The sequence below is a fragment of the Xanthomonas sp. D-99 genome, assembly GCF_017746145.1.
Classification (GTDB): Bacteria; Pseudomonadota; Gammaproteobacteria; order Xanthomonadales; family Xanthomonadaceae; genus Xanthomonas; species Xanthomonas cissicola.
In genome coordinates, this window is the sequence record NZ_JAGHWU010000016.1 from 189,962 (window position 1) to 211,777 (window position 21,816).

Below are 21,816 nucleotides of genomic sequence, written 5' to 3' on the forward strand. Positions count from 1 at the left end.
CTGCGCTAGCGTCCAGGGCATCGGCGTAAGGTGAGCACTGCGAAAGCGCCGAACAGCGGCATCGAGACGCGTCACGCAGCCGACGCGGCTTGCCGGCAGCTGCGCCGTTGGCGTCTTGCGCAGCCCACCTCGAGCAGTTTGCAACGCCAACGCGGCAGACCGGCGCAGGAGCAACGCCCCCAGGCGCGACGACAGCCAGACTGCCATGCCACGATGCGCCGTGCAGGCTCAACCATTGCACCGCGCAACGGCGCCCCGGTGGCAACCGCACGTTCTCATCACGCCACGCGCGCCACGGCTATGATCGGCCGGCGCGCGTTGCATCCACTGAAGCATCCGCAATGGCGCACGACCTCGCCAGCGAGTATCCATGCAATGACCGATCTGTTCGCTTCCGCCCCGCCAGCCCTCGAAGGCATCCATATCGGCATTGGTGGCTGGGTCTATGCGCCGTGGCGCGCGGGCATGTTCTACCCGGAAGGGCTGGTGCAGCGAAGCGAGCTGGAATACGCAAGCCGCCACGTCACCGCCATCGAGATCAACGGAACCTATTACGGCACGCAGAAGCCGGCCACCTACGCAAAGTGGCGCGATGACGTGCCGCCCGGCTTCGTATTCTCGGCCAAGGCGCCGCGCCGCATCACCCAGTCGCGCAAGCTGGCTGGCACCAAGGCGCAGGTGGAAGACTTCATCGGCGGCATTGTCGAGCTCGGCGATACCCTTGGGCCGGTGGTGTGGCAGTTCGAACAAGGGCACCGGCTGCAGGCCGACGATCTGGACGCGTTTTTGTCGTTGCTGCCCAAGCGTGCAGGCACGCGTGCGCTGCGCCATGTGCTGGAGATCCGCGACCACGATGCGGTGGATGCCTCGCTGCTCGCACTGGTACGCGGCCATGGCGTGGCCACGGTAGTCACCGATTCGGATGAGCACCCCTCGTTCGCCGATCTCTCCACTGATTTCGTCTATGCGCGTTTGATGCGCAGCCAGGCGCGCCTGACTGCGGGGTATCCGGCGCCGGAACTGGCGCGCTGGGCAGAGCGCGTCCAGGCCTGGCGTCGTGGCGAAGACCCGGCGGACCTGCCGCACGTGGATGCATTGGCAGCGCCGACACGGCAGCTGCGCGAGGTCTTCGTGTTTTTCATCAGTGCGGCGAAAGAACGCAACCCGGCGGCGGCGATGGCGCTGTTGAAAGAATTGTCGGCGCGTTAGAGCAGCTCGCAACGCGACTGCGCAGCGGCGATGCGGGCACCGCCGGCACTTCGGAACCGGCAGGTCCGCGCGTGCGCTCGGAGTCTGCATGCTGCATCCACAGCCATCTGACGACGGCTTGCCGTTTTATCAGCTGCTCTTGGTCCGCGCATGCAACCGGCGATGATCGATGCGGCCGTCTCTGGAGCGCAGCGTGGATCGCTGAGGTGCAGCGATCGATCGCTGCGCGAGGCGGTGCATCGCTCGCCGGCCATCTTGCCGTGATGCAAGTCGGTCGATGGCTGGCGGGTCGCGCGATGACGGCTCGACAGCTGGTCGGCCATTCCCTCGCCCCGCCGCTGCACAGGGGCGCCGCCGCCCTCGCAGCGCAACATCACGCAGTTTTCGGCGACAATGGCGCATGCCCACGACCGACCTGCGCAAGGCGCAACTGCACATCCACTTCTGCGTCCTGCTTTGGGGCATCACCGCGATCCTGGGCAAGCTGATCACGCTGCAGGCATTGCCGCTGGTGTGGTGGCGCATGTTGATCGTGGTGGTGGCACTGGCCTTGTGGCCACGCGTGTGGCGCGGGCTGCGCGGCTTGTCCGGGCGTGTGGTGCTGGGCTATTGCGGCATCGGCGCGCTGGTGGCCTTGCACTGGCTCACCTTCTACGGCGCGATCAAGCTGGCCAATGCGTCGGTGGCGGCGACCTGTATCGCACTGGCGCCGGTTTTCACGGCAGTGATCGAGCCATTGGTCACGCATCGCCCGTTCCGTCCGCGCGAGTTGTTGTTCGGGCTGGCCGTGTTGCCCGGCGTGGCGCTGGTCGTTGGCGGGGTGCCGGACGGCATGCGGGCCGGCGTGGTGGTAGGCGCGATTTCGGCGGTGTTCGTCGGTCTATTTGGCTCGCTCAACAAGCGCATGGTGGCGCATGCCGACCCGCTCACCGTCACCGCGCTGGAACTGGGCGCCGGAACCCTGACCCTGACCCTGCTTGCACCGGCGATGCCGCTGCTGCTGCCGGCGTTGCATGGCGATCTGCTGGTCGTGCCCAGCCTGCACGATGGCGCGTTGCTGCTGGCGTTATCGCTGGCCTGCACCTTGCTGCCCTTCGCGCTGGCACTGGTGGCGTTGCGGCATCTCAGCGCCTATTCGGTGCAACTGGTGACCAATCTCGAACCGGTCTACGCCATCGTGCTGGCGATCGCGCTGCTGGGCGAACAACGCGAGCTGACCCTGCAGTTCCATCTCGGCGTGGCGATCATTCTCGGCGCGGTATTCCTGCATCCGGTCCTGGAGCGTCGGCGGACGGTTGCGCACCCGGAATTGCTCGGCACAGCCGAGGCGAAGAATATCGTCGACTGATTGCACGGCGCTGCAAGACCAACGCTTCTCCACAGCGACCGCTGCGTTGAAGCACGCTGACGTTCAAGCCGCATCCGCGGCGTCAGCATCCCGGTGCGCAGCGATCGAGGTTCCAGGCGCCTGCCAGGCCATCTGCATCGGCGAGCGCGCAACCACGCCCACCCCTACTCCAGCGCAACCACCTGATCGCGCCCGCCGCGTTTGGCCGCATACAGGGCCTGGTCGGCGCGCTTGATCACCGCCTCCACGCTTTCCTGCGGGTACAAGGTCGCCACACCGATACTCACCGTCACCGGCAGCGCGATCGTCATTGCCGCCACGCTCTGGCGCAGGTATTCGCATTGCACGCGTGCCTGCAGCAGATCCGCATTGGGAAGCAGCAACACGAATTCCTCGCCGCCATAACGGGCGATGGTGCCGGCACCGGCCATATGCGCACGCAGCAGTGTAGACAGCTCGCGCAGCACTGCATCGCCCTGATCGTGCCCATGCACATCGTTGACGGTCTTGAAATGGTCCACATCCAGCAGCGCGACCGACAGCGGCTGGCCCACCGCGCGCGTCTGTTCGGTGGCCGCCGCCAATGCCACCGCGAACGCGCGCCGGTTGGGCAGGCCGGTCAACGGATCGGTGCGGGTCTGTTCGACCAGGTCGGCGTTCAACGCATCCATCTGCGCGTAATAGCCGGCCATCTGCTGTTCGTATCACTCGCGCTCATGCAACTGCTGGCGCAACTGCCTGCCGGCCAGCCGCAACTCAAGCAGCTGCGAGGCCTGCCGCGACAATGCCTGCAAGGCCTCGCGCTGGCCTTGACGCAGATGCGCCGGGGCCTGGTCGAACACGCACAGCGAGCCCAGCGCCATGCCCTGGCTGGTCACCAGCGGCGCGCCGGCGTAGAAGCGCACCCCACCGCTGCCGACCACCATCGGGTTATCGTGGAAGCGTGGGTCCAGCAAGGTGTCGTCCACCGTCAGCACTTCGTCCGGGCGCAGGATCGCGTGCGCGCAGAACGAGATATCGCGCGGTGCTTCGCTGCGCGGCGCACCGTGCGCAGACTTGAACCATTGCCGGTCTTCGTCCACCAGCACCACCGCCGCCATCTGCGTCTCGCACAGCGTGGAGGCAATCATGGTCAGGTCGTCGAATGCCCGTTCGGCCGGCGAATCCAGCACGTCGTACTGGCGCAGCGCGGCCAGCCGCTCGGCCTCGTTGCTCGGCAATTCCGGTTTGATCACTGCCGCCCCCTGGCTGTTATCTGTAAAAGTATGCCGGAGCCCAGCCAGTGCCACCATCGGGCGGGCCCCCACTGTGCAACACCGCAAGCACCGCCCTGGCCGGCATCGGATGTTTCCAAGCGTGACCCATCTAGCGGGCGCAAACACCCAGCACGGGGTTGCGCGTGTGACGCGGCAGAACGGCACTGCAGCGCGGACAGGTGCCATGCCCAAAACGCCGGCTGCGCTGGCCTAACAGCGATGCAGTCGGCCCGGCACAGGCGCTTACCAGTCGGTGCGTTGCGGCAGCAGGCCGCGCAATTCCGCATCGCTGAGGTTGCGCCACTGCCCCGGCTTGAGCGCAGCCAGCTTGATGTTGTCGATGCGCACCCGGCGCAGTTGGGTCACCCGGTAGCCGAACTCGGCAGCCATCAGGCGAATCTGTCGATTCAGGCCCTGCTCCAGCACGATGCGGAAGCCGAATTTGGCAATGCGCGCGGTGCGGCACGGCAGCGTGGTTTCGTTGTGGATGCGCACGCCGCGCGCCATGCCGCGCAGGAATTCGTCGGTGACCGGCTTGTTGACCGCGACCAGATATTCCTTCTGGTGGCGATTTTCCGCGCGCAGGATCTCGTTGACGATGTTGCCGTTGCTGGTCATCAGGATCAGCCCTTCGGAGTCCTTGTCGAGCCGGCCGATCGGGAAGATGCGCTGCTCGTGACCGACGAATTCGACGATATTGCCCTTGACCGAACTCTCGGTGGTGCAGGTGATGCCCACCGGTTTGTTGAGCGCGATGTAGACGTGCTTGCGACCACCGAGCCTCTTGGCCTCGCGTATGCGTAGCGGCTGGCCATCCACCAGCACGGTGTCTTCCTCGCCGACCACCGCGCCGGTGCCGGCGGGCATGCCATTGACGGTGACCCTGCGTTCGCCGATCAGGCGATCGGCCTCGCGGCGTGAGCAGAAGCCGGTTTCGGCGATGTATTTGTTGAGTCGGATCGTCATCTGCCAATTATCGGCGATTTAGAGCAGCCAACAAAACTACCGTGCAGCCGCCAGAGGCGTGTACACGCAGCACCGGCATGGCACTGCGGGAAGTCGCCTGGGTCAAGCGCGCTTATCCGGAGACGGCCACCAGCTGCGGCGTGTGCAACAGCTCTTCCAGCGGGCATGGACGATGCAGGCTGAAACCCTGCACCTGGCCCACACCGGCTTCGCGCAGCCCGGGGATGTCGGCCTCCGATTCCACGCCTTCGGCGACCACCTCGATGCCCAGCGCCAGCCCGACCTGGGCGATCGAATGCACCGCCGCGCGATCCACCGCATCGTGCGCATAGTTGCGGACGAAGCCGCAATCGATCTTCAACACGTCCACGGTGAATTGCTTGAGATAGCCGAACGAGGCCAGGCCGCTGCCGAAATCGTCCAGCGCCACATGACAGCCGCACGCGCGCACGCTCTGCACGAAACGCTGCGCGTGTTCCAAATCGCCGATGACCGCGGTTTCGGTGATCTCCATGCACAGCTTCGGCACCAGTGCCGGGTAGCGCTCGAACAGGGCGCAGACGACGTCGAGAAAATCCGGTTGCGCGATCGACTGCGCAGACAGATTGACGTGGCACAGGTCCAGCGTCGCCACATGCATCGGGTTGGCCGACAACTGCGCGCACAGCGCTTCCAGCACATAGGTATCGACCATGCGCCCCAAGCCGTAACGCTCCACGGCCGGCAAGAATTCACCCGGACTCAGCACCCGTCCGTCGCTGGCGCGCATGCGCACCAGCACCTCGTACTGCAGGCGTCCCGGGTCGTTCAGCACCTGGATCTTCTGCGCATACAACAGCAAACGCTCTTCGGCGATCGCCTGTTGCACCGCACTGATCCAGCCACCATCGTGGCGGCGCTGCGCCAGCGCCAGATCGTTTTCGTTGAAGCAGCGAATGCGGTTGCGCCCTTCTTCCTTGGCTGCATGACAGGCCAGATCGGCGGCGGTCATCAAGGCATTGAGGTCGCTGACGCCCTGGCGAATCTCCACCACGCCAAAACTGCAACTGGGCGTCAGCGGTCGCCCGCCTTGATGGCTCCACGGTTGCCCGAGTGCGCCATGCATGCGTTCCAGCACGATCTGCGCCTGCGCCAGATCGGTATTGGCCAACAGGATGGCGAACTCGTCGCCGCCCAGGCGCCCCAACCAATCACCGGAACGCAGCTGCATGGTGATCACATCGGCGAAGTGGCACAGGAATCTGTCGCCGACCGCATGCCCGAAGGTGTCGTTGACCAGCTTGAAATGATCCAGGTCGACAAAGCACAGCGCATGGCACATCTGCGGTGATTGCGGCAGTTCGATCAGGCGCAGCAGCCGGCGTTCGATTTCATGCCGGTTGATCAACCCGGTCATCGCATCGTGGCGCGCATGGAAGGCCACTTCGTCGGCCAGCTCGTGCGCGTGCGAGACATCTTCGATCACCGCGAGCACCAGGGTCGGCTCTTCCGGCCCCGGCTCGACGAACGACGCGCTCCAGCGGCCCCACATCACCCCGCCGTCGGCACGCACGAAGCGCAACTCGCCGGACTGCAGCAGCTTGGGCCAATCGAGCATGCCGCGGCTGTCCAGCTTGATGTCTTCCGGATGCATCACCTCGGCCAGCGTGCAGGCCTGCAGCTCCTCGGGCCGGTAGAGCAGCACATTGGCCATCGACGCGTTCGCATCCAGCACGTTGCCGCGCAGATCGAACTTGACCATGCCCAGCGCCGCCTGCTGAAACGCGGTGCGGAAGCGACCTTCGTGCGACAGCAGATAATCGCGGATGCGCCGCATCGCCAGTACGCAGGTGATCAAGACCAGCAGCAAGGTGGCCAGGCTGCAGACCACCATCACATCGTGCAGCAGCCGCGCGCAGCGGGTCAGGTACGACAGGAAGTCGGAGGCGTCGCGGCGCATGCGGCCGTCCAGCAGATGCAGTTCATCGCGCATTGCCTGCAGCGCACGCGGGTCGGGCCGGTTGGCGGCCTGCACCGAAGCGGCACGGTCGGCCAGGTCGCTCAGTTGCAGGATGCCGGCGTCGGTGCGCTTCCACAGCGCGATGGCGTCGCCGAGATACGGAATTTGGTGCCCGTAGCGATACAACCGCACCATTTGCGGCATGTCTTGATGTGCATTACGCCCGGCGCCCAGACCGGCGTAGACCGCATCCCAATCGATCACCGGTTGTTCGATTGCCAAGCGTGCGGCACGGTCGCCCAGCGGCACTTCCAGCGCGCGGCAGGCGGCCTGCAGATCGGCCGTATCGCCGCTGCCCAGGTAGCGCTCCATCCAGTACACCGATTCTTGCTGGGCGTTGGACCAATGGTTTTGGCCGACGATCCAGGCGGTAGCGCCGGACTGGACTTCGATCACCAGCGCCGACACCACCGTCATGCAGACGGCGATACCGATCAACAGCGCCAGAGGAAGCGTCAGCCAGCCACGCACCAGATGCATGGTTTGCCCAGCGCCCTTGCCGCGTATTGCCTGCGCCATCGCCGTCCGTCCTTCGCCCCAGTGCGATTCAGGCGCCCAGTGGGCGCCTGAAGGCAGTAACGGCCGCAACGGCCGAGTCTGTATGGCTATGCCCGCTTGGCGTACCGCAATCGGGGTTAGCGACGCTGACGAGATCAGCCTGATCGCCGCCGCCTTGAGGCGCCGTAACGCGCCACCCGCTCGCTATGCTCTTTAATGCATAGCGATACTGGGCAGCCCACCGTCTGCAGGGTGCCTGCCGGCGATGCCGAACAGGCTTACTCGCCGCGCGGCTTCGGCGGACCCTTGCGGTGCGGGGCGCCGGCGCGGTCCATCGGACGGCCCGGGCCGTTCGGGCGACCGGACGGCTTGCCGCCACGCGGGAAGCGGGGCTTGGACGCCGCAGTGGCCGCTTCGCCGTCTTCCAGCTTGCGCATGTTGAGCTGCTGGCCGGACACCCAGACCTTCTTCAGGTGGGCGAGCAGTTCGCGCGGCATGTCGGCCGGCAGATCCAGGATCGAATAATCGTCCTGGATATCGATACGACCGATATACCGGCTTTCCAGCCCGGCTTCGTTGGCGATCGCGCCAACGATGTTGGCCGGCTTCACACCGTGGCTGTGGCCCACTTCGATGCGGTAGCTCTCCATGCCGAACTCCGGCTCCCCACGCGGGGCCGGCTCGCGGCGCGGACGCTCGCCGTCGGCACGCGGGCCACGTTCGAACTTCGGCTCGAAGCGGGGGCGATCGCCGCGGTCGGCACGCTCATGACGTTCGCGCGGCGCAGTATCCTCGCGCGCACCGCGCACCGGCGGGGTCAGCAGGAACGGGGCATCGCCCTGCAGCAGCTTGGCCAGCGCGGCAGCGATATCGATCGCCGGCACGTTGTTTTCGGCCTCGTAGCGCTGCAGCAGGTCGCGGTACATGTCGATCTGGCCACCGGCCAGGGTCTCGGTGATGCGGGTCATGAAGCGCGCGACGCGGGTGTCGTTGACCGCGTCCACGCTCGGCAGCTGCATCTCCTCGATCGGCTGACGGGTGGCGCGTTCGATGGAGCGCAGCATGCCCTTCTCGCGCGGCGTCACGAACAGGATCGCATCCCCGTTACGCCCGGCACGGCCGGTGCGACCGATGCGGTGCACGTAGCTTTCGGTGTCGTAGGGAATGTCGTAGTTCAGCACGTGGCTGATGCGCTCCACGTCCAGGCCGCGTGCGGCCACGTCGGTGGCGACCAGGATGTCCAGCTTGCCGTCCTTGAGCTGGGCGATGGTCTTCTCGCGGGCGGCCTGCTGCATGTCGCCGTTGATGGCCGCTGCGGCCATGCCGCGCGCCTGCAGCTTCTGCGCCAGCTCTTCGGTGGCCGCCTTGGTGCGCGCGAAGATGATCATGCCGTCGAACGGCTCGACCTCAAGAATGCGGGTCAACGCATCCAGCTTGTGCAGACCGCTCACCCACCAGTAGCGCTGGCGGATATTGGCCGAAGTGGTGGTCTTGGCCGCGATGGTGACTTCGGCCGGGTCCTTCAGGTAGGTCTGCGCGATGCGGCGGATGGCCGGCGGCATGGTGGCCGAGAACAACGCCACCTGGCGCTGCTCCGGCAGTTTCTTCAACACCGCTTCGACATCGTCGATGAAGCCCATGCGCAGCATTTCGTCGGCTTCGTCCAGCACCAGCGTCTTGAGCTGGGACAGGTCCAGGGTGCCGCGGTCCAGGTGATCGATCACCCGGCCCGGGGTGCCGACCACCACATGCACGCCGCGCTTGAGCGCGCTCAGCTGCTGGGCATACGGCTGGCCGCCGTACACCGGCAGCACGCGGAAGCCGGGAATGGCCTCGGCATATTTCTGGAACGCTTCGGCGACCTGGATGGCCAGTTCGCGGGTCGGGGCCAGTACCAATGCCTGCGGCTTGACCTGGTTGAGATCGGCGTTGGACAGCACCGGCAGCGCGAACGCGGCGGTCTTGCCGGTGCCGGTCTGGGCCTGGCCGAGCACGTCGCGGCCGGCCAGCAGCGCGGGGATGGTGGCGGCCTGGATCGGCGACGGCGACTCGTAGCCCACATTGGCAACGGCCTTCATCACAGCGTCCGAGAGGCCGAGATCTGCAAACAGCAGCGGCGCGGAAGATTCTTGGGTCATGGGTAACTCCGGAGGCGCCGCACGGAGCCGGCAGGCGCAAAGCAGCATAGTGTGCCTCTTCAGCCCCCTTGCTGTCGAAATTTTCATGACAGTCCATTCAGGTTGTGAGGAATTGCGCTCCTGCGCGAATCACCCCGTGTCGCCCCTTCACCTGCCCGACCGGAGCCATGCCCCTGGACACAGATCTGCACACCCGCTTCAGCGCCCTGCTGCAGCAGCATCGGGCCATCGTGCTGAAGGTGGCGGCCAGCTATTGCCGCGGCCGCGACGACCGCGACGAACTGGCGCAGGAAATCGCCACGCAATTGTGGCGGGCATTTCCCGGCTACGACCCGAATCGGCGCTTTTCCACCTGGATGTACCGCATCGCCCTGAACGTAGCGATCAGCGATCTGCGCGGCCGCCGTGCGGCCGGCGAGCCGATCGCGCTGGACGCGGTGGTGGAGCGCATCGCCGATCCATGTGCGCACGACCCGGTGCGCGAGCAACAGGTGGCCGCGCTGTATGCCTTCATCGCACACCAACCGCCGCTGGAACGCGCGCTGCTGTTGCTCTATCTGGACGAACACAGCTATCGCGAGATCGCCGACGTGCTCGGCATCAGCGAAACCAATGTCGCCACCAAACTCAGCCGCCTGAAGTCGCGCATCCGCGCCGAGCTGTGAACCCCACCAATCCGCAAGCGGAGCAAGACATGGAACTGGACGACATCGCCCTGGCCTGGCGTTCGCTGGAACAACGGCTGGACCAACAAGCCGAACTCACCAACCAACTGCTCGGCGACCTGCGCAGCCACGCAGCACGCGCGCACCTGCGCCCGTTGTGGCTGAGCCAGTCGGCGCAACTGCTGTGCGCCATCGGATTGAGCGGCTGCGTTGCCCACAGCTGGCTTGCGTTCCCCGAACAGGCGGCAGCCATCGTCGGCGGAGTATTGCTGCAGATGTGGTGCGTTGCGCTGGCAGCCTCTGCGGCCCGTCAACTGTGGCTGTTGTCGCAGCTGGATTTCGCCAGGCCACTGCTGCAGACACAGCGCGCGCTTGCACAGCTGCGGCGCTGGCGCACACGCGTGGCGCCGTGGCTGGGCGTAGCGTTCTGGGTGCTGTGGGTGGCAGTGGCAGACGCTGCGTGGCGCGCGTTCACCGGCGTTTCGTTGCCGTACGCCTGGCTGCTATGCAACCTGCTGGTCGGCGTACTCGGCGGCATCGGCACCTGGCTGTGCTATCGACGGCTGCAGCGCAGCGGTCACCCCTGGCTGGAACGCCTGGACACCGTGCACGCCGGCCGCAGCGTCGCTCGTACCGAAACCCTGCTGGAACAGATCGCGCGTTTCCAGCGCGAGTAGGCGGATAATCGCGGCCTCACTGCGACCGAGCGCACCATGCAATACCTGGAATTCGACCTGGACGGCGACTACATCGAACTCAACCAGTTGCTCAAGCTGACCGGCATTGCCGACAGCGGCGGCCAGGGCAAGGCGATCGTCGCCAGCGGCGCGGTCAGCGTCGACGGCGTGCAGGAGCTGCGCAAGACCGCCAAGATCCGCCCCGGCCAGCTGGTACAGCTGGACGATGTGGAAATTCGCGTACTGGCATGGGACCCGGACGCCGAGCCTGACGCATGAAGGTCGTGGAGATCAGCCGGCGCAACAACGCACCTTCGGCCGACGATCCGACGCACGACGTCTGTGTTTTTTCGATCGCCATCGACGCGGACAAGCCGTTCTGGCTGGAGCAATCCATCCGCGGCGGCCATGCCGAGCGAGGCGGCTGCAGCATGCTGGCCTTGCAAGAACTGGACACCTGGCGCGGCCACTGGTGTGCACATGTGACCAGGGCCGGTTGCGCCTGGGTGATTCCAATGCTGGAGCAAGCCCTGCGTACCGGCAATACGCAGGCGGCCATCGATGCAATCTTGGCGCGGGTGCAAGCTGCTGATTGAAGCTCACACCTGCCGGCGACGCTGCCTCAAATGCCCAGCAGTGCACGCACCAGTTTGATGATGCCCCAGAACGACACCACCCAGATGGCGCTGCGCAGGTACGGGATACCCGCGGCATATACCGGCACATAGGCCACGCGCGCCCACAGATAGAGCTGCACGGCGAGTGCGGTGTCTGCGCTGGTGCGCCCGGCCACGCTCACCGCCAGCACGGCGGCCGCGAAGATCGGAAAGGTCTCCAGATAGTTGCGGAACGCGCGGTCCAACCGGGCGGCCACGCCGGTCAGCGGCTTGGCCTCGCCATCGCGTGCGCTGGCGTTCCACTTGGTGCCGCGTTGGGCGGTCATGCTGGCCGAGGCAGCCAGCAGTTGAACCAACCCGAGCACCATCGCCCAGCCCAGCATCTGCAGCTCGATCGTCAGTTGCATACGTTTCTCCCGGCCGATGGAAACATCACTTCACCGCCGTGCGCAGGCTGTAACCGGCCAACCGCCAGGTCTTGTCTTCGTCCAGACGGAACGACACCAACTCGCGGACCGGCTGCTGCGCCTTGGCGAAACGGGTCGGGAAGCTGACGTTGACATACAGGCCTTCGGGCACCTGCGCGCCGGGACCGTACTTGACCCGTGTGACCGAGCCCTGCCCGCGCCCCACTACCGCACCCAGCCGCGCGCGTTCGGTACCGATCTGGCTGACGAAGACATCGCGCTTGACCGCGGTCTTGGCCACCTTGGACGCGCCATCCCACAGCGAAGCGACCTGGTTGCCGTCCACCATCTGCGCCACGCGCAAGGCGGCCTGGGTCATCTCGGTGTTCTGTTTGGTCAGCTGCGCCTGCTGCGCCGGGCTGAGGGCCGGCTGCCCTCCGGGCGCTGCAGGTGCCGGTTGCGCCCCAGCCGGGCTAGCAGGGCGACTGGCGGCCTGCGGTTGTTGAGCGAACGCCAGTGCTGGAGCCAGTGCCAACACGATAACCAGACGAGAACGAAGCATGGGACGGGACCTTGTACGGATCGGGTGGAAAGGGAGAGCGCAGCAAACCCTTGATGAGTTGCGCAGTCTAGAGCGTGATGCACGTTGAGATGAGATGCGTTGGCCGCCGGCGGTGCAAAGCGGGTGCCGCGTGGGCGCCGGCTTGGCTGGCGCCAAGGCAAGCCGCGCGGCGCCCGCGCCGTGCCGCCGACGGCAAACCCGCCAGGAACGCCCTGTGGCGCGCCCAGACCGCGCTGCGCGCCTTGCCTCCACGCGCCACAGGACGCTTCGCATCACCTCAACGTACATAACACGCTCTGGGACGCCTCGTGCGCAACACAAGTCTCGGGTGCAGGTCCGGAGACCGCACTGAAGGCAGCAAGGCAGGCGCTGACGCGGGCCTTGGGGACAACGCATATCTCGAGCACGCAAGCGGCGAGCAGAGACCTCTGGCCACGGCCGACGGCCGCGCGCATTGGACGTCATCCGTCTGGCAGCGGCGTTTTCGTCCTTCTGTTTGAAGTGGCAGGCATGCTGCAGATGGCAGCATCGGCTGGGTGCGATGCGTGCGGCAATGTCTTGGAGTCATCAGGGGCCAGTCGCGAACAGCCCCCCCCTTTTGAAGTCCCATCGCCGTTGTCTGCGCGATCTAGGCCTCGCCCCCGGAGGCCGGCGGCACGGCCGCCACGCCACGCGGCCGCCACAGACGCCAACTGACCCAGAAGGCACGCGCGATCGCGGCAATCAGCGCCGCCAGACTCAGCCAGGTCGCCAGCGTCGCCGGCCATTGTTCGTGCATGGCGGCAGCGGCCAGGCGCAGCAACTCGGCCACGCCGAAGCCGACCAGCACCAGCAGGGCCGACGGGAGATATGCCAGTAACACACCCTTGGTCTTGCCTCGCATACGTCACCGGCTCGGTTGTGATGCAGCGACGATAGGCAGCGCCCAGTGCGATACGCGTGAAGCCGGTCGCTGCGCTCAGCCGTCGGGGTGCAGCGCGGACGGCGAGCCGGCCTGGGCCGCATCCTGCGCAGGCGCGGCGTCTGGTTCGGCTGCAGGTGTTGCCGCACCTGCGGCGTCGCGCTGGACTTGGTCGTTCTGCGCTTGGCCGGTCTGCGCCTCACCCGTCTGCGTCTCGGCCGGCTGGCTGGCCGGCAGCGCCGCGACATCGGTTTCGGCCAGCGGGCTTTCTTCCGGGCAGGCGGCATCCGGAAAGCCGAAGCGCTGCTTCAAGGCCAGGCCGCAGGCATTGACCGCGTCCAGGTCTGCGCCCTCGCCCTTGCACTTCTGGTCGAAGGCGACCAGAAACGCGTCCTTGCGGCGTACGAAGGCATCGCCGCACTTGCGCATCTGGCGGATGCGTTCCAGGTCGTCCTGCACCGCGTTGGTGCCATCCAGCCCGTATTCGCGCAGCTCTTCCATGCTGAGCAGGCGCAGGCTACGGTTGGGCACGGTCATCATCAGGTCGGCCACCGCCACCGCCACGCCGTTGCGCTCCAGGTAATCCTTGACGTTGCCGTAGACCTCGCGCAGTTCGCGATTGAGCTCGGCGCGCGAGGTGGCCTTGGAGCTGATCCGCATCATGCGGTGAATGCCGACCTTGCCGGCGACCAGGCGGTTGTCGCCGGCCGCCAGCACGAACACGCAGGCGCTGTGGCAGATCGAGCCTTCGCGCACCCAGATGGTCCAGTTGGATTCCCCGATGGTGTAGCCGGCGCGGATTGCCGCCTCCACCTGCCCGCCACTGGAATCCAGGTCCAGGATGCGATGCGGCAACTTCCACTGCTCCGCGACCGAGGCCAGACGCCACACCAGCGCCGCAAAACCTGCGTTGATCTTGCCGGCGTAGCGCACCCGCACCAGCCCGGTCTCGCGACACGGCGCCAGCACCGCTTCCACGCTGGCCCGGTCCAGGGCCGCCAGTAACGTGCCGTCGCCGGCCTCGCGGCTGTAATCGGTCGCGCAGCTGATCCAGGCCTGGCCCGATTCCAGTTCCGCCTGCGGCCAGCTTGCCTCGCCTGCCTGCGTGCGCGGGCGCGGCGGCGGTACCGGTTCGGGCGTATCCACCGACACCATGTGATCGCCATCGCCGGCCTGCCCTGCACCACCCTGCTGCGCAACTGCTGCATCGGCCGAGGTCGCCGAACGATCGCAGGCGGCCAGCAGGAGCAAGCAGGCAAGGGACAGACAAACCGATTTCAGCATGATGTGGGGCACTGCGCGCGACGGAGATCACCCGCAGTCTATGGCTGAATGGATCGATGGGTTGACCCGGCCATGAACGCGCAGGCCCGCCGCAACCGCGTCCGAAAACGGCCAGCCGGCGCTGGTGCGAGCGCATAGACTGGCGACATGCAGACCGCAACGCCCGACCGAACCCAATGCGACCGCGCCCGGCTGGCACGCGATGCACGCTTCGACGGGCTGTTTTTCACCGCCGTGCGCAGCACCGGCATCTATTGCCGCCCGGTGTGTCCGGCGCCGCCGCCGAATCCGTCCAATATCAGTTACTACCCCACTGCCGCGGCGGCCAGCGCCGCCGGCTACCGGCCATGTCTGCGCTGCCGGCCGGAGCTGTCGCCGCAGGCGCAGCAGCATCTTGGCGAAGAAAGCGTGCAGCGTGCGCTGGCGATGATTGCCGACGGCGCGCTGCAGGCGCAGCCGGTGCAGACGCTGGCCGATGCGGTGGGCGTGAGCGCGCGCCAGCTGCAGCGGCAATTCGTGCAGCAGCTGGGTGCCACGCCGATCCAGGTGCACGGCACGCATCGGCTGCTGCTGGCCAAGCAACTGCTGACCGAAACCGCCCTGCCGGTCACCGAGGTCGCGCTCGCAGCCGGCTTCAACAGCCTGCGCCGCTTCAATGCGGCCTTCCTGCAGGGCTGCGGCATGCCGCCCTCTGCACTGCGCAAGCAGCGTGCCGAGGTGCCGGGCGGCGAACTGACATTGCGCCTGGGCTATCGCCCGCCGCTGGATCTGCCGGCGATGCTGGCCTTCCTGCAGCGCCGCGCGATTCCGGGCATCGAGCAGGTCGACGCCAACGGTTACCGGCGCGTGATCGGCGCGCCGGGCAAGGCCAGCGTGATCGAGGTCAGCGCGGCACCGCAGCGCCCGGAACTGCTGCTGCGCATCGGCGCCACCGACCCGCGCCAGGTTCCGCAGATCGTGCGGCGCGTGCGCCGGCTGTTCGATCTGGATGCAGACCTGCAGGCCGTGCACGCCACGCTCGCGCCGGAACCCCTGCTGGCCGAGGCAATCGCACGCCGACCCGGCCTGCGCGTGCCCGGTGGCTGGGACGGCTTCGAAGTGGCGGTGCGTGCGGTACTGGGGCAGCAGATCAGCGTGGCCGGCGCGGCAACGCTGGCAGCGCGGCTGGTCGACCGCCACGGCGGCCAGCATGCCGACATGCCCCCCGGACTGGATCGCAGTTTCCCCACGCCCGAACAGTTGGCCGACGCGCCGCTGGAACAGCTCGGGCTGCCGCGTGCGCGTGCCGCCACGCTGCGTGCGCTGGCATCGGCCTGCGCGCAAGGCCGGCTGCACTTCGGCGCCGGACAGCGCCTGCCCGACTTCATCGCCGCCTTCACCGCCTTGCCAGGGATCGGCCCATGGACCGCGCATTACGTGGCCATGCGCGCGTTGTCGCATCCGGATGCGTTCCCTGCTGGCGATTTGATCCTGCAGCAGGTGCTCGGCGCACCCGAGCGCCTGAGCGAACGCGCCACCGACGCCCGTTCGCAGGCATGGCGACCGTGGCGCGCCTACGCCGTGCTGCACCTGTGGCATCTGGCCAACGACCGCAAGGACACCCGCGCATGAGCACACTGCACTACGACACCTTTCCCTCGCCGATCGGCGCGCTCAGCGTGGCCGCCGACGACACCGGCGTGCACCACATCCTGTTTGCGCAGAACCGCTACGACGCCATCGGCCGTGCGCGCTGGTTGCGCGCCCCCGATGCGCCGCTGGTGCGACAAGCACGCGAACAATTGCTCGATTACCTGCATGGCGGGCGACGCAGTTTCGATCTGCCGCTGGCGCCAGTCGGCACACCGTTTCAGCTGATGGTCTGGCGCACGCTGGCGCAGATTCCGTTCGGGCAGACCTGGAGTTATGCGCAACTAGCGCAGGCAGTCGGCAAGCCGGCCGCCAGTCGCGCGGTGGGCGCTGCCAACGGACGCAACCCGCTGCCGATCGTGCTGCCCTGCCATCGCGTGATCGGCGCCAATGGTGCGTTGACCGGCTTCGGCGGCGGCCTGCCGACCAAGCAGGCGTTGTTGCAGCTGGAAGGCTGGTCGCCGCGCAGCGCCGCGCGCGCCGACGATCTGTTCGCACCTGCCTCGGCAGCGCGCACTGGCTGACTTCGCGGAGTCATCGCTGCGCCGTAAACTTACGCCATGATCGACCGACGTTTTGGAGTTGCCGCAGCGGCGCTTGCCTTGCTTGCGGCCTGTAGCAGCCCCCCATCTGCGCGCAGCGCGCCCACGCAGTTGCCGACTGCAGCGGCGACTACCGCATCGGCCAGCATCCCGCACGCATTGCTGCTGATCTCCATCGACGGCCTGCGCGCGGACATGCTCGATCGCGGCATCACGCCGAACCTGTCGCAACTGGCACGCGAAGGCGTACGTGCGCGCTGGATGACGCCCTCGTATCCGTCGCTGACCTTCCCCAATCACTACACCCTGGTCACTGGGCTGCGCCCGGACCACCACGGCATCGTGCACAACAGCATGCGCGACCCGACGCTTGGGAGATTCTGGTTGAGCAAGTCCGACGCGGTGGGCGATGCGCGCTGGTGGGGCGGCGAACCGGTGTGGGTGGGCGTAGAAAAATCGGGCCAGCATGCGGCCACCTGGTCGTGGCCAGGCAGCGAGGCGGCGATCAAGGGCGTGCGCCCGTCGCAATGGCGCCATTACCAAAAAGGCGTGCGCCTGGACACGCGCGTGGACGCAGTGCGGGGCTGGCTAAAAACCGACGGTGCCCAGCGCAATCGCCTGGTCACGCTGTACTTCGAACACGTGGACGAAGCCGGCCACGACCACGGCCCGGAATCGCGCGAATACGCCGACGCCGTGCGCGCGGTGGATGCGGCCATCGGCCGGCTGCTGACAGGCATGCAACGCGATGGCACGCGTGCGCGCACCAACATCATCGTGGTCTCCGACCATGGCATGGCCGAGGTGGCGCCAGGGCATGCGATCAGCGTGGAAGACATCGCGCCGCCGCAGATCGCCACCGCAATCACCGATGGCCAGGTGATCGGTTTGGAGCCACTGCCCGGGCAACAGGCCGCTGCCGAGGCCAGCGTGCTTGGCGCGCACGACCACTACGACTGCTGGCGCAAGGCCGAGCTGCCGGCACGCTGGCAGTACGGCAGCCACCCGCGCATTCCGTCGATCGTCTGCCAAATGCACGAAGGCTGGGATGCGCTCTTCCCGGACAAGCTTGCCAAGCGCGCGCGGCAAGGCATGCGTGGCTCGCACGGTTTCGATCCGGCATTGCCGTCGATGCGCGCGGTGTTCCTGGCGCAAGGCCCGGATCTGGCGCAGGGCAAGACACTGCCAGGCTTCGACAACGTGGATGTCTATGCGCTGATGATCCGGCTGCTGGGGATTGCGGCCGCACCCAACGATGGCAACCCGGCAACCTTGCTGCCGGCCCTGCGCATGCCGCCGGCAGCCGACGCCCGGTAATCGCGACCGGCATCCGCAACGCCGCCGCGGTGCGTAAGCGGGCCGCATCAACGCCGACAATGCGCACGCAGGGAAGATCCCGCTCCACCTCGCCACCGCGCAGCGCGTGTTGGCGAGCGCGCAAAAATGCGGATCGCTGTAGACACCGCTGCGGCCCGGCAGTGCGACAATGACGCAATGTCCGGTTCCAATCCCCCGCCGCATCGCTCGCGGCCGCTGTTGTCCAGCGAAGGCTGGCGTCGTCGCGCTGCGCTGTGGGGCGGCGCCATTGCGGTGGCGCTGGTGGCGATCGTGTTCGCCAAGGCCAGCGACGCGGCTTTTCATCTCTTTCAACGCATTACCGCACACTCGATCTGGTGGGCATTGCTGCTGACGCCGGGCATCTTCGCCCTGCTCGCTTGGCTCACCTCCGGTGCGCTGCGGCCCACGCGCGGCAGCGGCATCCCGCAGGTGATCGCCGCGCTGGAGCACCCGGACCCGGCGTTTCGCGACAGCAACCTCTCGTTGCGCGTATCGGTTGGCAAGCTCGCGCTGACCACCTTGTCGCTGCTCGGCGGCGCATCGGTGGGACGCGAAGGACCCACCGTGCATGTCGGCGCCAGCCTGATGCATGTGTTCGGGCGCTGGTTCGGTTTTCGCGACCCACGCGAGCTCTCGCATTTTCTGCTCGCCGGCGGCGCCGCCGGCATCGCGGCTGCGTTCAACACCCCGCTGGCGGGCGTGGTGTTTGCGATCGAAGAACTGAGCGGGCGTTTCGAGCACCGCTTTTCCGGCACCTTGCTCACCGCGGTGATCGTCGGCGGAGTGGTGTCATTAGGCCTGCTGGGCAACTACACCTATTTCGGCAAAGTGGCGGTGGCCTTGCCGTTGGGCCAGGCCTGGCTGGCGATCGCCTTGTGCGGCAGCGTGGCCGGGTTACTTGGCGGCCTTTTCGCGCGGATGGTGCTGGCCAGCGTCAGCGGCAAACCGCGCTGGTTGGGCGCGCTGCGCCAACGGCATCCGGTGCTGCTGGCCGCGTTGTGCGGCGTTGCCCTGGTCGGGCTGGCGCTGGTGTTCGGGCAAGGCGCCTTCGGCACGGCTACGAACAGGCGCGCAGCCTGGTGCAGGGGCATGCGGTGGTCGGCCACGAGTTCGGCTTGATGAAACTAATCGCCAACCTGGTCTCGTATCTGGCCGGCATTCCGGGCGGACTGTTTTCGCCGGCGCTGGCAGTGGGTGCCGGCATCGGCCACAACCTCTCGGTGCTGATGCCCAGCGTGGACCCGCGCACCTTCGTGCTGTTGGGCATGTGCGCCTATCTCACCGGCGTGACCCAGGCGCCGCTGACCTCGGCGGTGATTTCGCTGGAACTCACCGACACCGGCCAGATGCTGCTGCCGATCCTGGCCACCGTGCTGATCGCGCGCGCAGTCTCCGGGCTGGTCTGCAAGACGCCGATCTATCGTGGCTTGGCCGAGCAATTGCTGCCGGTGCCGGCGCCCGCTGCAGAGCATGCGTCAACGTCGCAGTCCCAGACATTGGCCGGAAACAGCAGCCAGGACGACGCCTCGCCACGAACCTAAGCTGCCGCAACGCTCGCCAGCGGTGCAGCGCGGTAGATCCCCTCTTCGTTGTGCTGCTTCCTGAGGTTATGTATGCGTGCAATGCAGTTCGAGCGTTTCGAACATGTTCCGAAAATTCTGCAGCTCCCGGACCCGACGCCAACCGATGACGGGGTGGTGATCAAAGTGGCGGCCACTGGCATCTGCCGCAGCGATTGGCACGGCTGGATGGGGCACGATCCGGACATTGCATTGCCGCACGTGCCGGGACATGAGTTCGCCGGCGAAGTGGTCGCCTTGGGAAAACACATCTCGGGCTTTGCGATCGGCACCAGGGTCACCGTGCCCTTCGTGTCCGGGTGCGGGCGCTGTGCGCAGTGCCACGGCGGCCATCAGCAAGTGTGCTCGAACCAGTTCCAGCCCGGCTTCACCGCATGGGGATCGTTCGCCGAATATGTCGCGATCGACTTTGCCGAAACGAATCTGGTTAGACTGCCGGACAGCATCGACAGTGCGACGGCGGCAAGCCTGGGATGCCGGTTTGCCACCTCGTTTCGGGCCGTGGTCGATCAGGCCAGAACCGGCCCTGGCGAATGGGTCGTGGTACATGGCTGCGGCGGCGTCGGGCTTTCGGCAGTGATGATCGCAGCGGCACTGGGGGCGCAGGTGATTGCAGTGGACATCTTCGACGACAAGCTGGCGTTCGCCGTTGAATGCGGCGCGGTCGCAACGGTCAACGCGTCGAAAGCGGCCGACACGGTGGAGGCGATTCGCGAGATCACCAAGGGCGGCGCGCATGTTTCCATCGATGCGCTCGGCAGCCCCGCGACCTGTTTCAACTCCATCAGCAACCTGCGGCGGCGCGGCCGTCATGTCCAGGTGGGACTGATGCTGGGCGAACACGCCACGCCCAGGATCCCGATGGCGCAGGTGATCGGCCACGAACTGGAGATCTACGGCAGCCACGGGATGCAGGCGTGGCGGTACGATGCGATGTTGGAGATGATCCAGGCCGGGAAGATCGCACCACAACGGCTCATCGGCAAACGGGTGGACCTGGACGAGGCCATTGCGGTGCTGACCGGCATGGACGCCATGCGCGACCTCGGCATCAGCGTCATTGATCGCTTCTAGCGCAGATCGCCGCCGGCATCCTGCGCATATGGGCGCACGTTGATGGGCCGGGAGCGTAACGACCGCCTGCAAAACGAAAAACGCGGCGCAAGCGCCGCGTTCTGGTGTCGCGAAGCTGGCTGGGATCAGCCGGCCTTGGCGACAGTCTTCTTGGCGACGGCCTTCTTGGCCGGGGCCTTGACCACGCCCTTCTTGGCAACCGGGGCAGCTGCACCCACGACAACCTTGCTCACCGCGTGCGAACGCGAATTGCCGTAGCTGGCGTTGTAGCGCTTGCCCTTGGCGGTCTTACGGTCACCCTTACCCATTTCGTCGACTCCTGAATGTGAATACAAATTCCCGTGCTGGCACAGGTCTGGCGAGGTTTCACCGGCGGCGCCCTCGCGCAAGGCCGACAAGCCTATCACGGCGGCCCCCGGCGCGCGTAGCTGGGCAGCGCCTGGCCGCCCTGCCGAGCTGGCTGCCTGCGGCGCACCGCGTGCGTTGTGCGCGCCGCGCTGTGATCAGGCGAACGCCGTAGAGCGGCCCGAATGGACGAACGGCAGGTCTCGATTCTGCGTGCAGCCCTCGGCCCAAGGGCCATCGCTGCAGCGGTAGCGGTGCTTAGTGCGCGCAGCTGGCGTCGTGCACATGCCCATGCCCGTGATTCAGGCGCAGATTGACCAGGTGGGCGATACCGACCAGGGCGCCACCCAGCGTCATCACCACCGCATGCGGCACCACCGAATGATGGAGCGGGTCGTACAGCAGGCCCAGCCACAGCAACCCCAGACCGGGCAGCAGCAACGCCAGCGCATGCAGCGCTTTATGCCGGCGATACCCCAGCACCAGGCTGAACAGGCCCAGCAGCGTCACGAACACCACGATGGCCCGTTCCACCCCGTCGCCCAGCCAGACCGACAGGCCCAGCGACGGTGCCAGCGCCAGCACCAGTGGCAATACCGCACAGTGCACGGCGCACAGCAGCGAGCCGGTTGCGCCGAAGCGGTCAAGAAGATGGCGAAGGGATGGTAGAGGCATGACGTCCAGCAGGGTACTCGCGGCGACGTGGAATAATATAACATCTTACTGTTCCAGCCCCGCATCAGTGCATCGCGCAGCCATGCGGGCTCGCCGCCGGCGCAGC

The 21,816-nt window shown here is 66.8% G+C and carries 19 protein-coding genes and 2 pseudogenes; 11 read left to right on the plus strand and 10 right to left on the minus strand.

The window, feature by feature from the left end; all coding sequences use genetic code 11:
- Positions 1 to 375 precede the first annotated feature (375 nt).
- Both J7360_RS07925 and J7360_RS07930 read left to right on the plus strand, forming a co-directional pair.
- Positions 376 to 1,209, plus strand: a complete 834-nt coding sequence (locus J7360_RS07925; protein WP_209033616.1) for a DUF72 domain-containing protein — start codon at positions 376 to 378, stop codon at positions 1,207 to 1,209.
- A 400-nt stretch (positions 1,210 to 1,609) separates the two neighbouring features.
- Positions 1,610 to 2,557 (plus strand): DMT family transporter, encoded by a 948-nt coding sequence (locus J7360_RS07930; protein ID WP_209033618.1) that lies wholly within the window; start codon positions 1,610 to 1,612, stop codon positions 2,555 to 2,557.
- Between the two features lie 164 nt (positions 2,558 to 2,721).
- Here J7360_RS07930 and J7360_RS07935 read toward each other — a convergent pair.
- The 4 genes and pseudogenes from J7360_RS07935 to J7360_RS07950 all read right to left on the minus strand — a co-directional run bounded on the left by J7360_RS07935 (position 2,722) and on the right by J7360_RS07950 (position 9,414).
- Positions 2,722 to 3,849, minus strand: a pseudogene (locus J7360_RS07935) (sensor domain-containing diguanylate cyclase).
- Between the two features lie 207 nt (positions 3,850 to 4,056).
- Positions 4,057 to 4,779, minus strand: a complete 723-nt coding sequence (locus J7360_RS07940; protein ID WP_057659898.1) for a pseudouridine synthase — start codon at positions 4,777 to 4,779, stop codon at positions 4,057 to 4,059.
- Between the two features lie 112 nt (positions 4,780 to 4,891).
- On the minus strand, positions 4,892 to 7,297 hold the full coding sequence (locus J7360_RS07945; RefSeq protein WP_209033620.1) for an EAL domain-containing protein: 2,406 nt from the start codon (positions 7,295 to 7,297) through the stop codon (positions 4,892 to 4,894).
- Positions 7,298 to 7,554: 257 nt separating this feature from the next.
- Entirely contained in the window at positions 7,555 to 9,414 is a 1,860-nt protein-coding gene (locus J7360_RS07950; RefSeq protein ID WP_057659902.1) for a DEAD/DEAH box helicase, read from the minus strand.
- A 167-nt stretch (positions 9,415 to 9,581) separates the two neighbouring features.
- On the opposite strand from J7360_RS07950, the gene J7360_RS07955 reads away from it, so the two are divergent.
- From J7360_RS07955 to J7360_RS07970, 4 genes are read left to right on the plus strand one after another with little or no spacing between them, the layout of a single operon-like run.
- Positions 9,582 to 10,079, plus strand: a complete 498-nt coding sequence (locus J7360_RS07955) for a sigma-70 family RNA polymerase sigma factor (RefSeq protein WP_022558941.1) — start codon at positions 9,582 to 9,584, stop codon at positions 10,077 to 10,079.
- Positions 10,080 to 10,108: 29 nt separating this feature from the next.
- The gene (locus tag J7360_RS07960; RefSeq protein ID WP_022558940.1) at positions 10,109 to 10,756 is read left to right on the plus strand and encodes a hypothetical protein; all 648 of its coding nucleotides are present in this window, start codon (positions 10,109 to 10,111) and stop codon (positions 10,754 to 10,756) included.
- 36 nt (positions 10,757 to 10,792) lie between these two features.
- Complete coding sequence (locus J7360_RS07965; protein ID WP_057659904.1) at positions 10,793 to 11,035, plus strand: RNA-binding S4 domain-containing protein; 243 nt, start codon at positions 10,793 to 10,795, stop codon at positions 11,033 to 11,035.
- A complete protein-coding gene (locus J7360_RS07970; protein ID WP_057659906.1) occupies positions 11,032 to 11,352 on the plus strand; it encodes a hypothetical protein in 321 nt (106 codons plus the stop codon). Before J7360_RS07965 ends, J7360_RS07970 begins: the two co-directional genes overlap by 4 nt.
- A gap of 26 nt (positions 11,353 to 11,378) precedes the next feature.
- Here J7360_RS07970 and J7360_RS07975 read toward each other — a convergent pair whose 3' ends face one another.
- From J7360_RS07975 to J7360_RS07990, 4 genes are all read right to left on the minus strand, one after another.
- The gene (locus tag J7360_RS07975; protein ID WP_007963996.1) at positions 11,379 to 11,780 is read right to left on the minus strand and encodes an MAPEG family protein; all 402 of its coding nucleotides are present in this window, start codon (positions 11,778 to 11,780) and stop codon (positions 11,379 to 11,381) included.
- A gap of 25 nt (positions 11,781 to 11,805) precedes the next feature.
- The gene (locus tag J7360_RS07980; RefSeq protein WP_022558938.1) at positions 11,806 to 12,342 is read right to left on the minus strand and encodes a DUF4019 domain-containing protein; all 537 of its coding nucleotides are present in this window, start codon (positions 12,340 to 12,342) and stop codon (positions 11,806 to 11,808) included.
- Positions 12,343 to 12,970: 628 nt separating this feature from the next.
- Positions 12,971 to 13,225 carry a hypothetical protein gene (locus tag J7360_RS07985; RefSeq protein WP_057659909.1) on the minus strand — a complete coding sequence of 85 codons (255 nt, stop codon included), beginning with the start codon at positions 13,223 to 13,225 and terminating at the stop codon, positions 12,971 to 12,973.
- Between the two features lie 75 nt (positions 13,226 to 13,300).
- Positions 13,301 to 14,527 (minus strand): hypothetical protein, encoded by a 1,227-nt coding sequence (locus J7360_RS07990; RefSeq protein WP_209033622.1) that lies wholly within the window; start codon positions 14,525 to 14,527, stop codon positions 13,301 to 13,303.
- Positions 14,528 to 14,674: 147 nt separating this feature from the next.
- On the opposite strand from J7360_RS07990, the gene J7360_RS07995 reads away from it, so the two are divergent.
- The 5 genes and pseudogenes from J7360_RS07995 to J7360_RS08015 all read left to right on the plus strand — a co-directional run bounded on the left by J7360_RS07995 (position 14,675) and on the right by J7360_RS08015 (position 20,690).
- Complete coding sequence (locus J7360_RS07995) at positions 14,675 to 16,138, plus strand: DNA-3-methyladenine glycosylase 2 (protein ID WP_057659914.1); 1,464 nt, start codon at positions 14,675 to 14,677, stop codon at positions 16,136 to 16,138.
- Positions 16,135 to 16,680: a methylated-DNA--[protein]-cysteine S-methyltransferase gene (locus tag J7360_RS08000; protein WP_057659916.1), complete on the plus strand. Its 546-nt coding sequence runs from the start codon at positions 16,135 to 16,137 to the stop codon at positions 16,678 to 16,680. Before J7360_RS07995 ends, J7360_RS08000 begins: the two co-directional genes overlap by 4 nt.
- 36 nt (positions 16,681 to 16,716) lie before the next feature.
- The gene (locus tag J7360_RS08005) at positions 16,717 to 18,015 is read left to right on the plus strand and encodes an ectonucleotide pyrophosphatase/phosphodiesterase (RefSeq protein ID WP_057659917.1); all 1,299 of its coding nucleotides are present in this window, start codon (positions 16,717 to 16,719) and stop codon (positions 18,013 to 18,015) included.
- A gap of 177 nt (positions 18,016 to 18,192) precedes the next feature.
- Positions 18,193 to 19,577, plus strand: a pseudogene (locus tag J7360_RS08010) (chloride channel protein).
- Between the two features lie 72 nt (positions 19,578 to 19,649).
- Positions 19,650 to 20,690, plus strand: coding sequence for a zinc-dependent alcohol dehydrogenase family protein (locus J7360_RS08015; RefSeq protein WP_017158554.1), 1,041 nt, complete (start codon positions 19,650 to 19,652; stop codon positions 20,688 to 20,690).
- Between the two features lie 125 nt (positions 20,691 to 20,815).
- Here J7360_RS08015 and J7360_RS08020 read toward each other — a convergent pair whose 3' ends face one another.
- Positions 20,816 to 20,998 carry a 30S ribosomal protein THX gene (locus J7360_RS08020; RefSeq protein ID WP_008571876.1) on the minus strand — a complete coding sequence of 61 codons (183 nt, stop codon included), beginning with the start codon at positions 20,996 to 20,998 and terminating at the stop codon, positions 20,816 to 20,818.
- Positions 20,999 to 21,293: 295 nt separating this feature from the next.
- Positions 21,294 to 21,710: a MerC domain-containing protein gene (locus J7360_RS08025; protein WP_057659922.1), complete on the minus strand. Its 417-nt coding sequence runs from the start codon at positions 21,708 to 21,710 to the stop codon at positions 21,294 to 21,296.
- Positions 21,711 to 21,816: the final 106 nt, after the last annotated feature.

Coding starts and splice junctions, on each gene's coding strand:
- J7360_RS07925 (WP_209033616.1), top strand. CDS start 376: ATGACCGATCTGTTCGCTTCCGCCCCGCCAGCCCTCGAAGGCATCCAT.
- J7360_RS07930 (WP_209033618.1), top strand. CDS start 1,610: ATGCCCACGACCGACCTGCGCAAGGCGCAACTGCACATCCACTTCTGC.
- J7360_RS07940 (WP_057659898.1), bottom strand. CDS start 4,779: ATGACGATCCGACTCAACAAATACATCGCCGAAACCGGCTTCTGCTCA.
- J7360_RS07945 (WP_209033620.1), bottom strand. CDS start 7,297: ATGGCGCAGGCAATACGCGGCAAGGGCGCTGGGCAAACCATGCATCTG.
- J7360_RS07950 (WP_057659902.1), bottom strand. CDS start 9,414: ATGACCCAAGAATCTTCCGCGCCGCTGCTGTTTGCAGATCTCGGCCTC.
- J7360_RS07955 (WP_022558941.1), top strand. CDS start 9,582: ATGCCCCTGGACACAGATCTGCACACCCGCTTCAGCGCCCTGCTGCAG.
- J7360_RS07960 (WP_022558940.1), top strand. CDS start 10,109: ATGGAACTGGACGACATCGCCCTGGCCTGGCGTTCGCTGGAACAACGG.
- J7360_RS07965 (WP_057659904.1), top strand. CDS start 10,793: ATGCAATACCTGGAATTCGACCTGGACGGCGACTACATCGAACTCAAC.
- J7360_RS07970 (WP_057659906.1), top strand. CDS start 11,032: ATGAAGGTCGTGGAGATCAGCCGGCGCAACAACGCACCTTCGGCCGAC.
- J7360_RS07975 (WP_007963996.1), bottom strand. CDS start 11,780: ATGCAACTGACGATCGAGCTGCAGATGCTGGGCTGGGCGATGGTGCTC.
- J7360_RS07980 (WP_022558938.1), bottom strand. CDS start 12,342: ATGCTTCGTTCTCGTCTGGTTATCGTGTTGGCACTGGCTCCAGCACTG.
- J7360_RS07985 (WP_057659909.1), bottom strand. CDS start 13,225: ATGCGAGGCAAGACCAAGGGTGTGTTACTGGCATATCTCCCGTCGGCC.
- J7360_RS07990 (WP_209033622.1), bottom strand. CDS start 14,527: ATGCTGAAATCGGTTTGTCTGTCCCTTGCCTGCTTGCTCCTGCTGGCC.
- J7360_RS07995 (WP_057659914.1), top strand. CDS start 14,675: ATGCAGACCGCAACGCCCGACCGAACCCAATGCGACCGCGCCCGGCTG.
- J7360_RS08000 (WP_057659916.1), top strand. CDS start 16,135: ATGAGCACACTGCACTACGACACCTTTCCCTCGCCGATCGGCGCGCTC.
- J7360_RS08005 (WP_057659917.1), top strand. CDS start 16,717: ATGATCGACCGACGTTTTGGAGTTGCCGCAGCGGCGCTTGCCTTGCTT.
- J7360_RS08015 (WP_017158554.1), top strand. CDS start 19,650: ATGCGTGCAATGCAGTTCGAGCGTTTCGAACATGTTCCGAAAATTCTG.
- J7360_RS08020 (WP_008571876.1), bottom strand. CDS start 20,998: ATGGGTAAGGGTGACCGTAAGACCGCCAAGGGCAAGCGCTACAACGCC.
- J7360_RS08025 (WP_057659922.1), bottom strand. CDS start 21,710: ATGCCTCTACCATCCCTTCGCCATCTTCTTGACCGCTTCGGCGCAACC.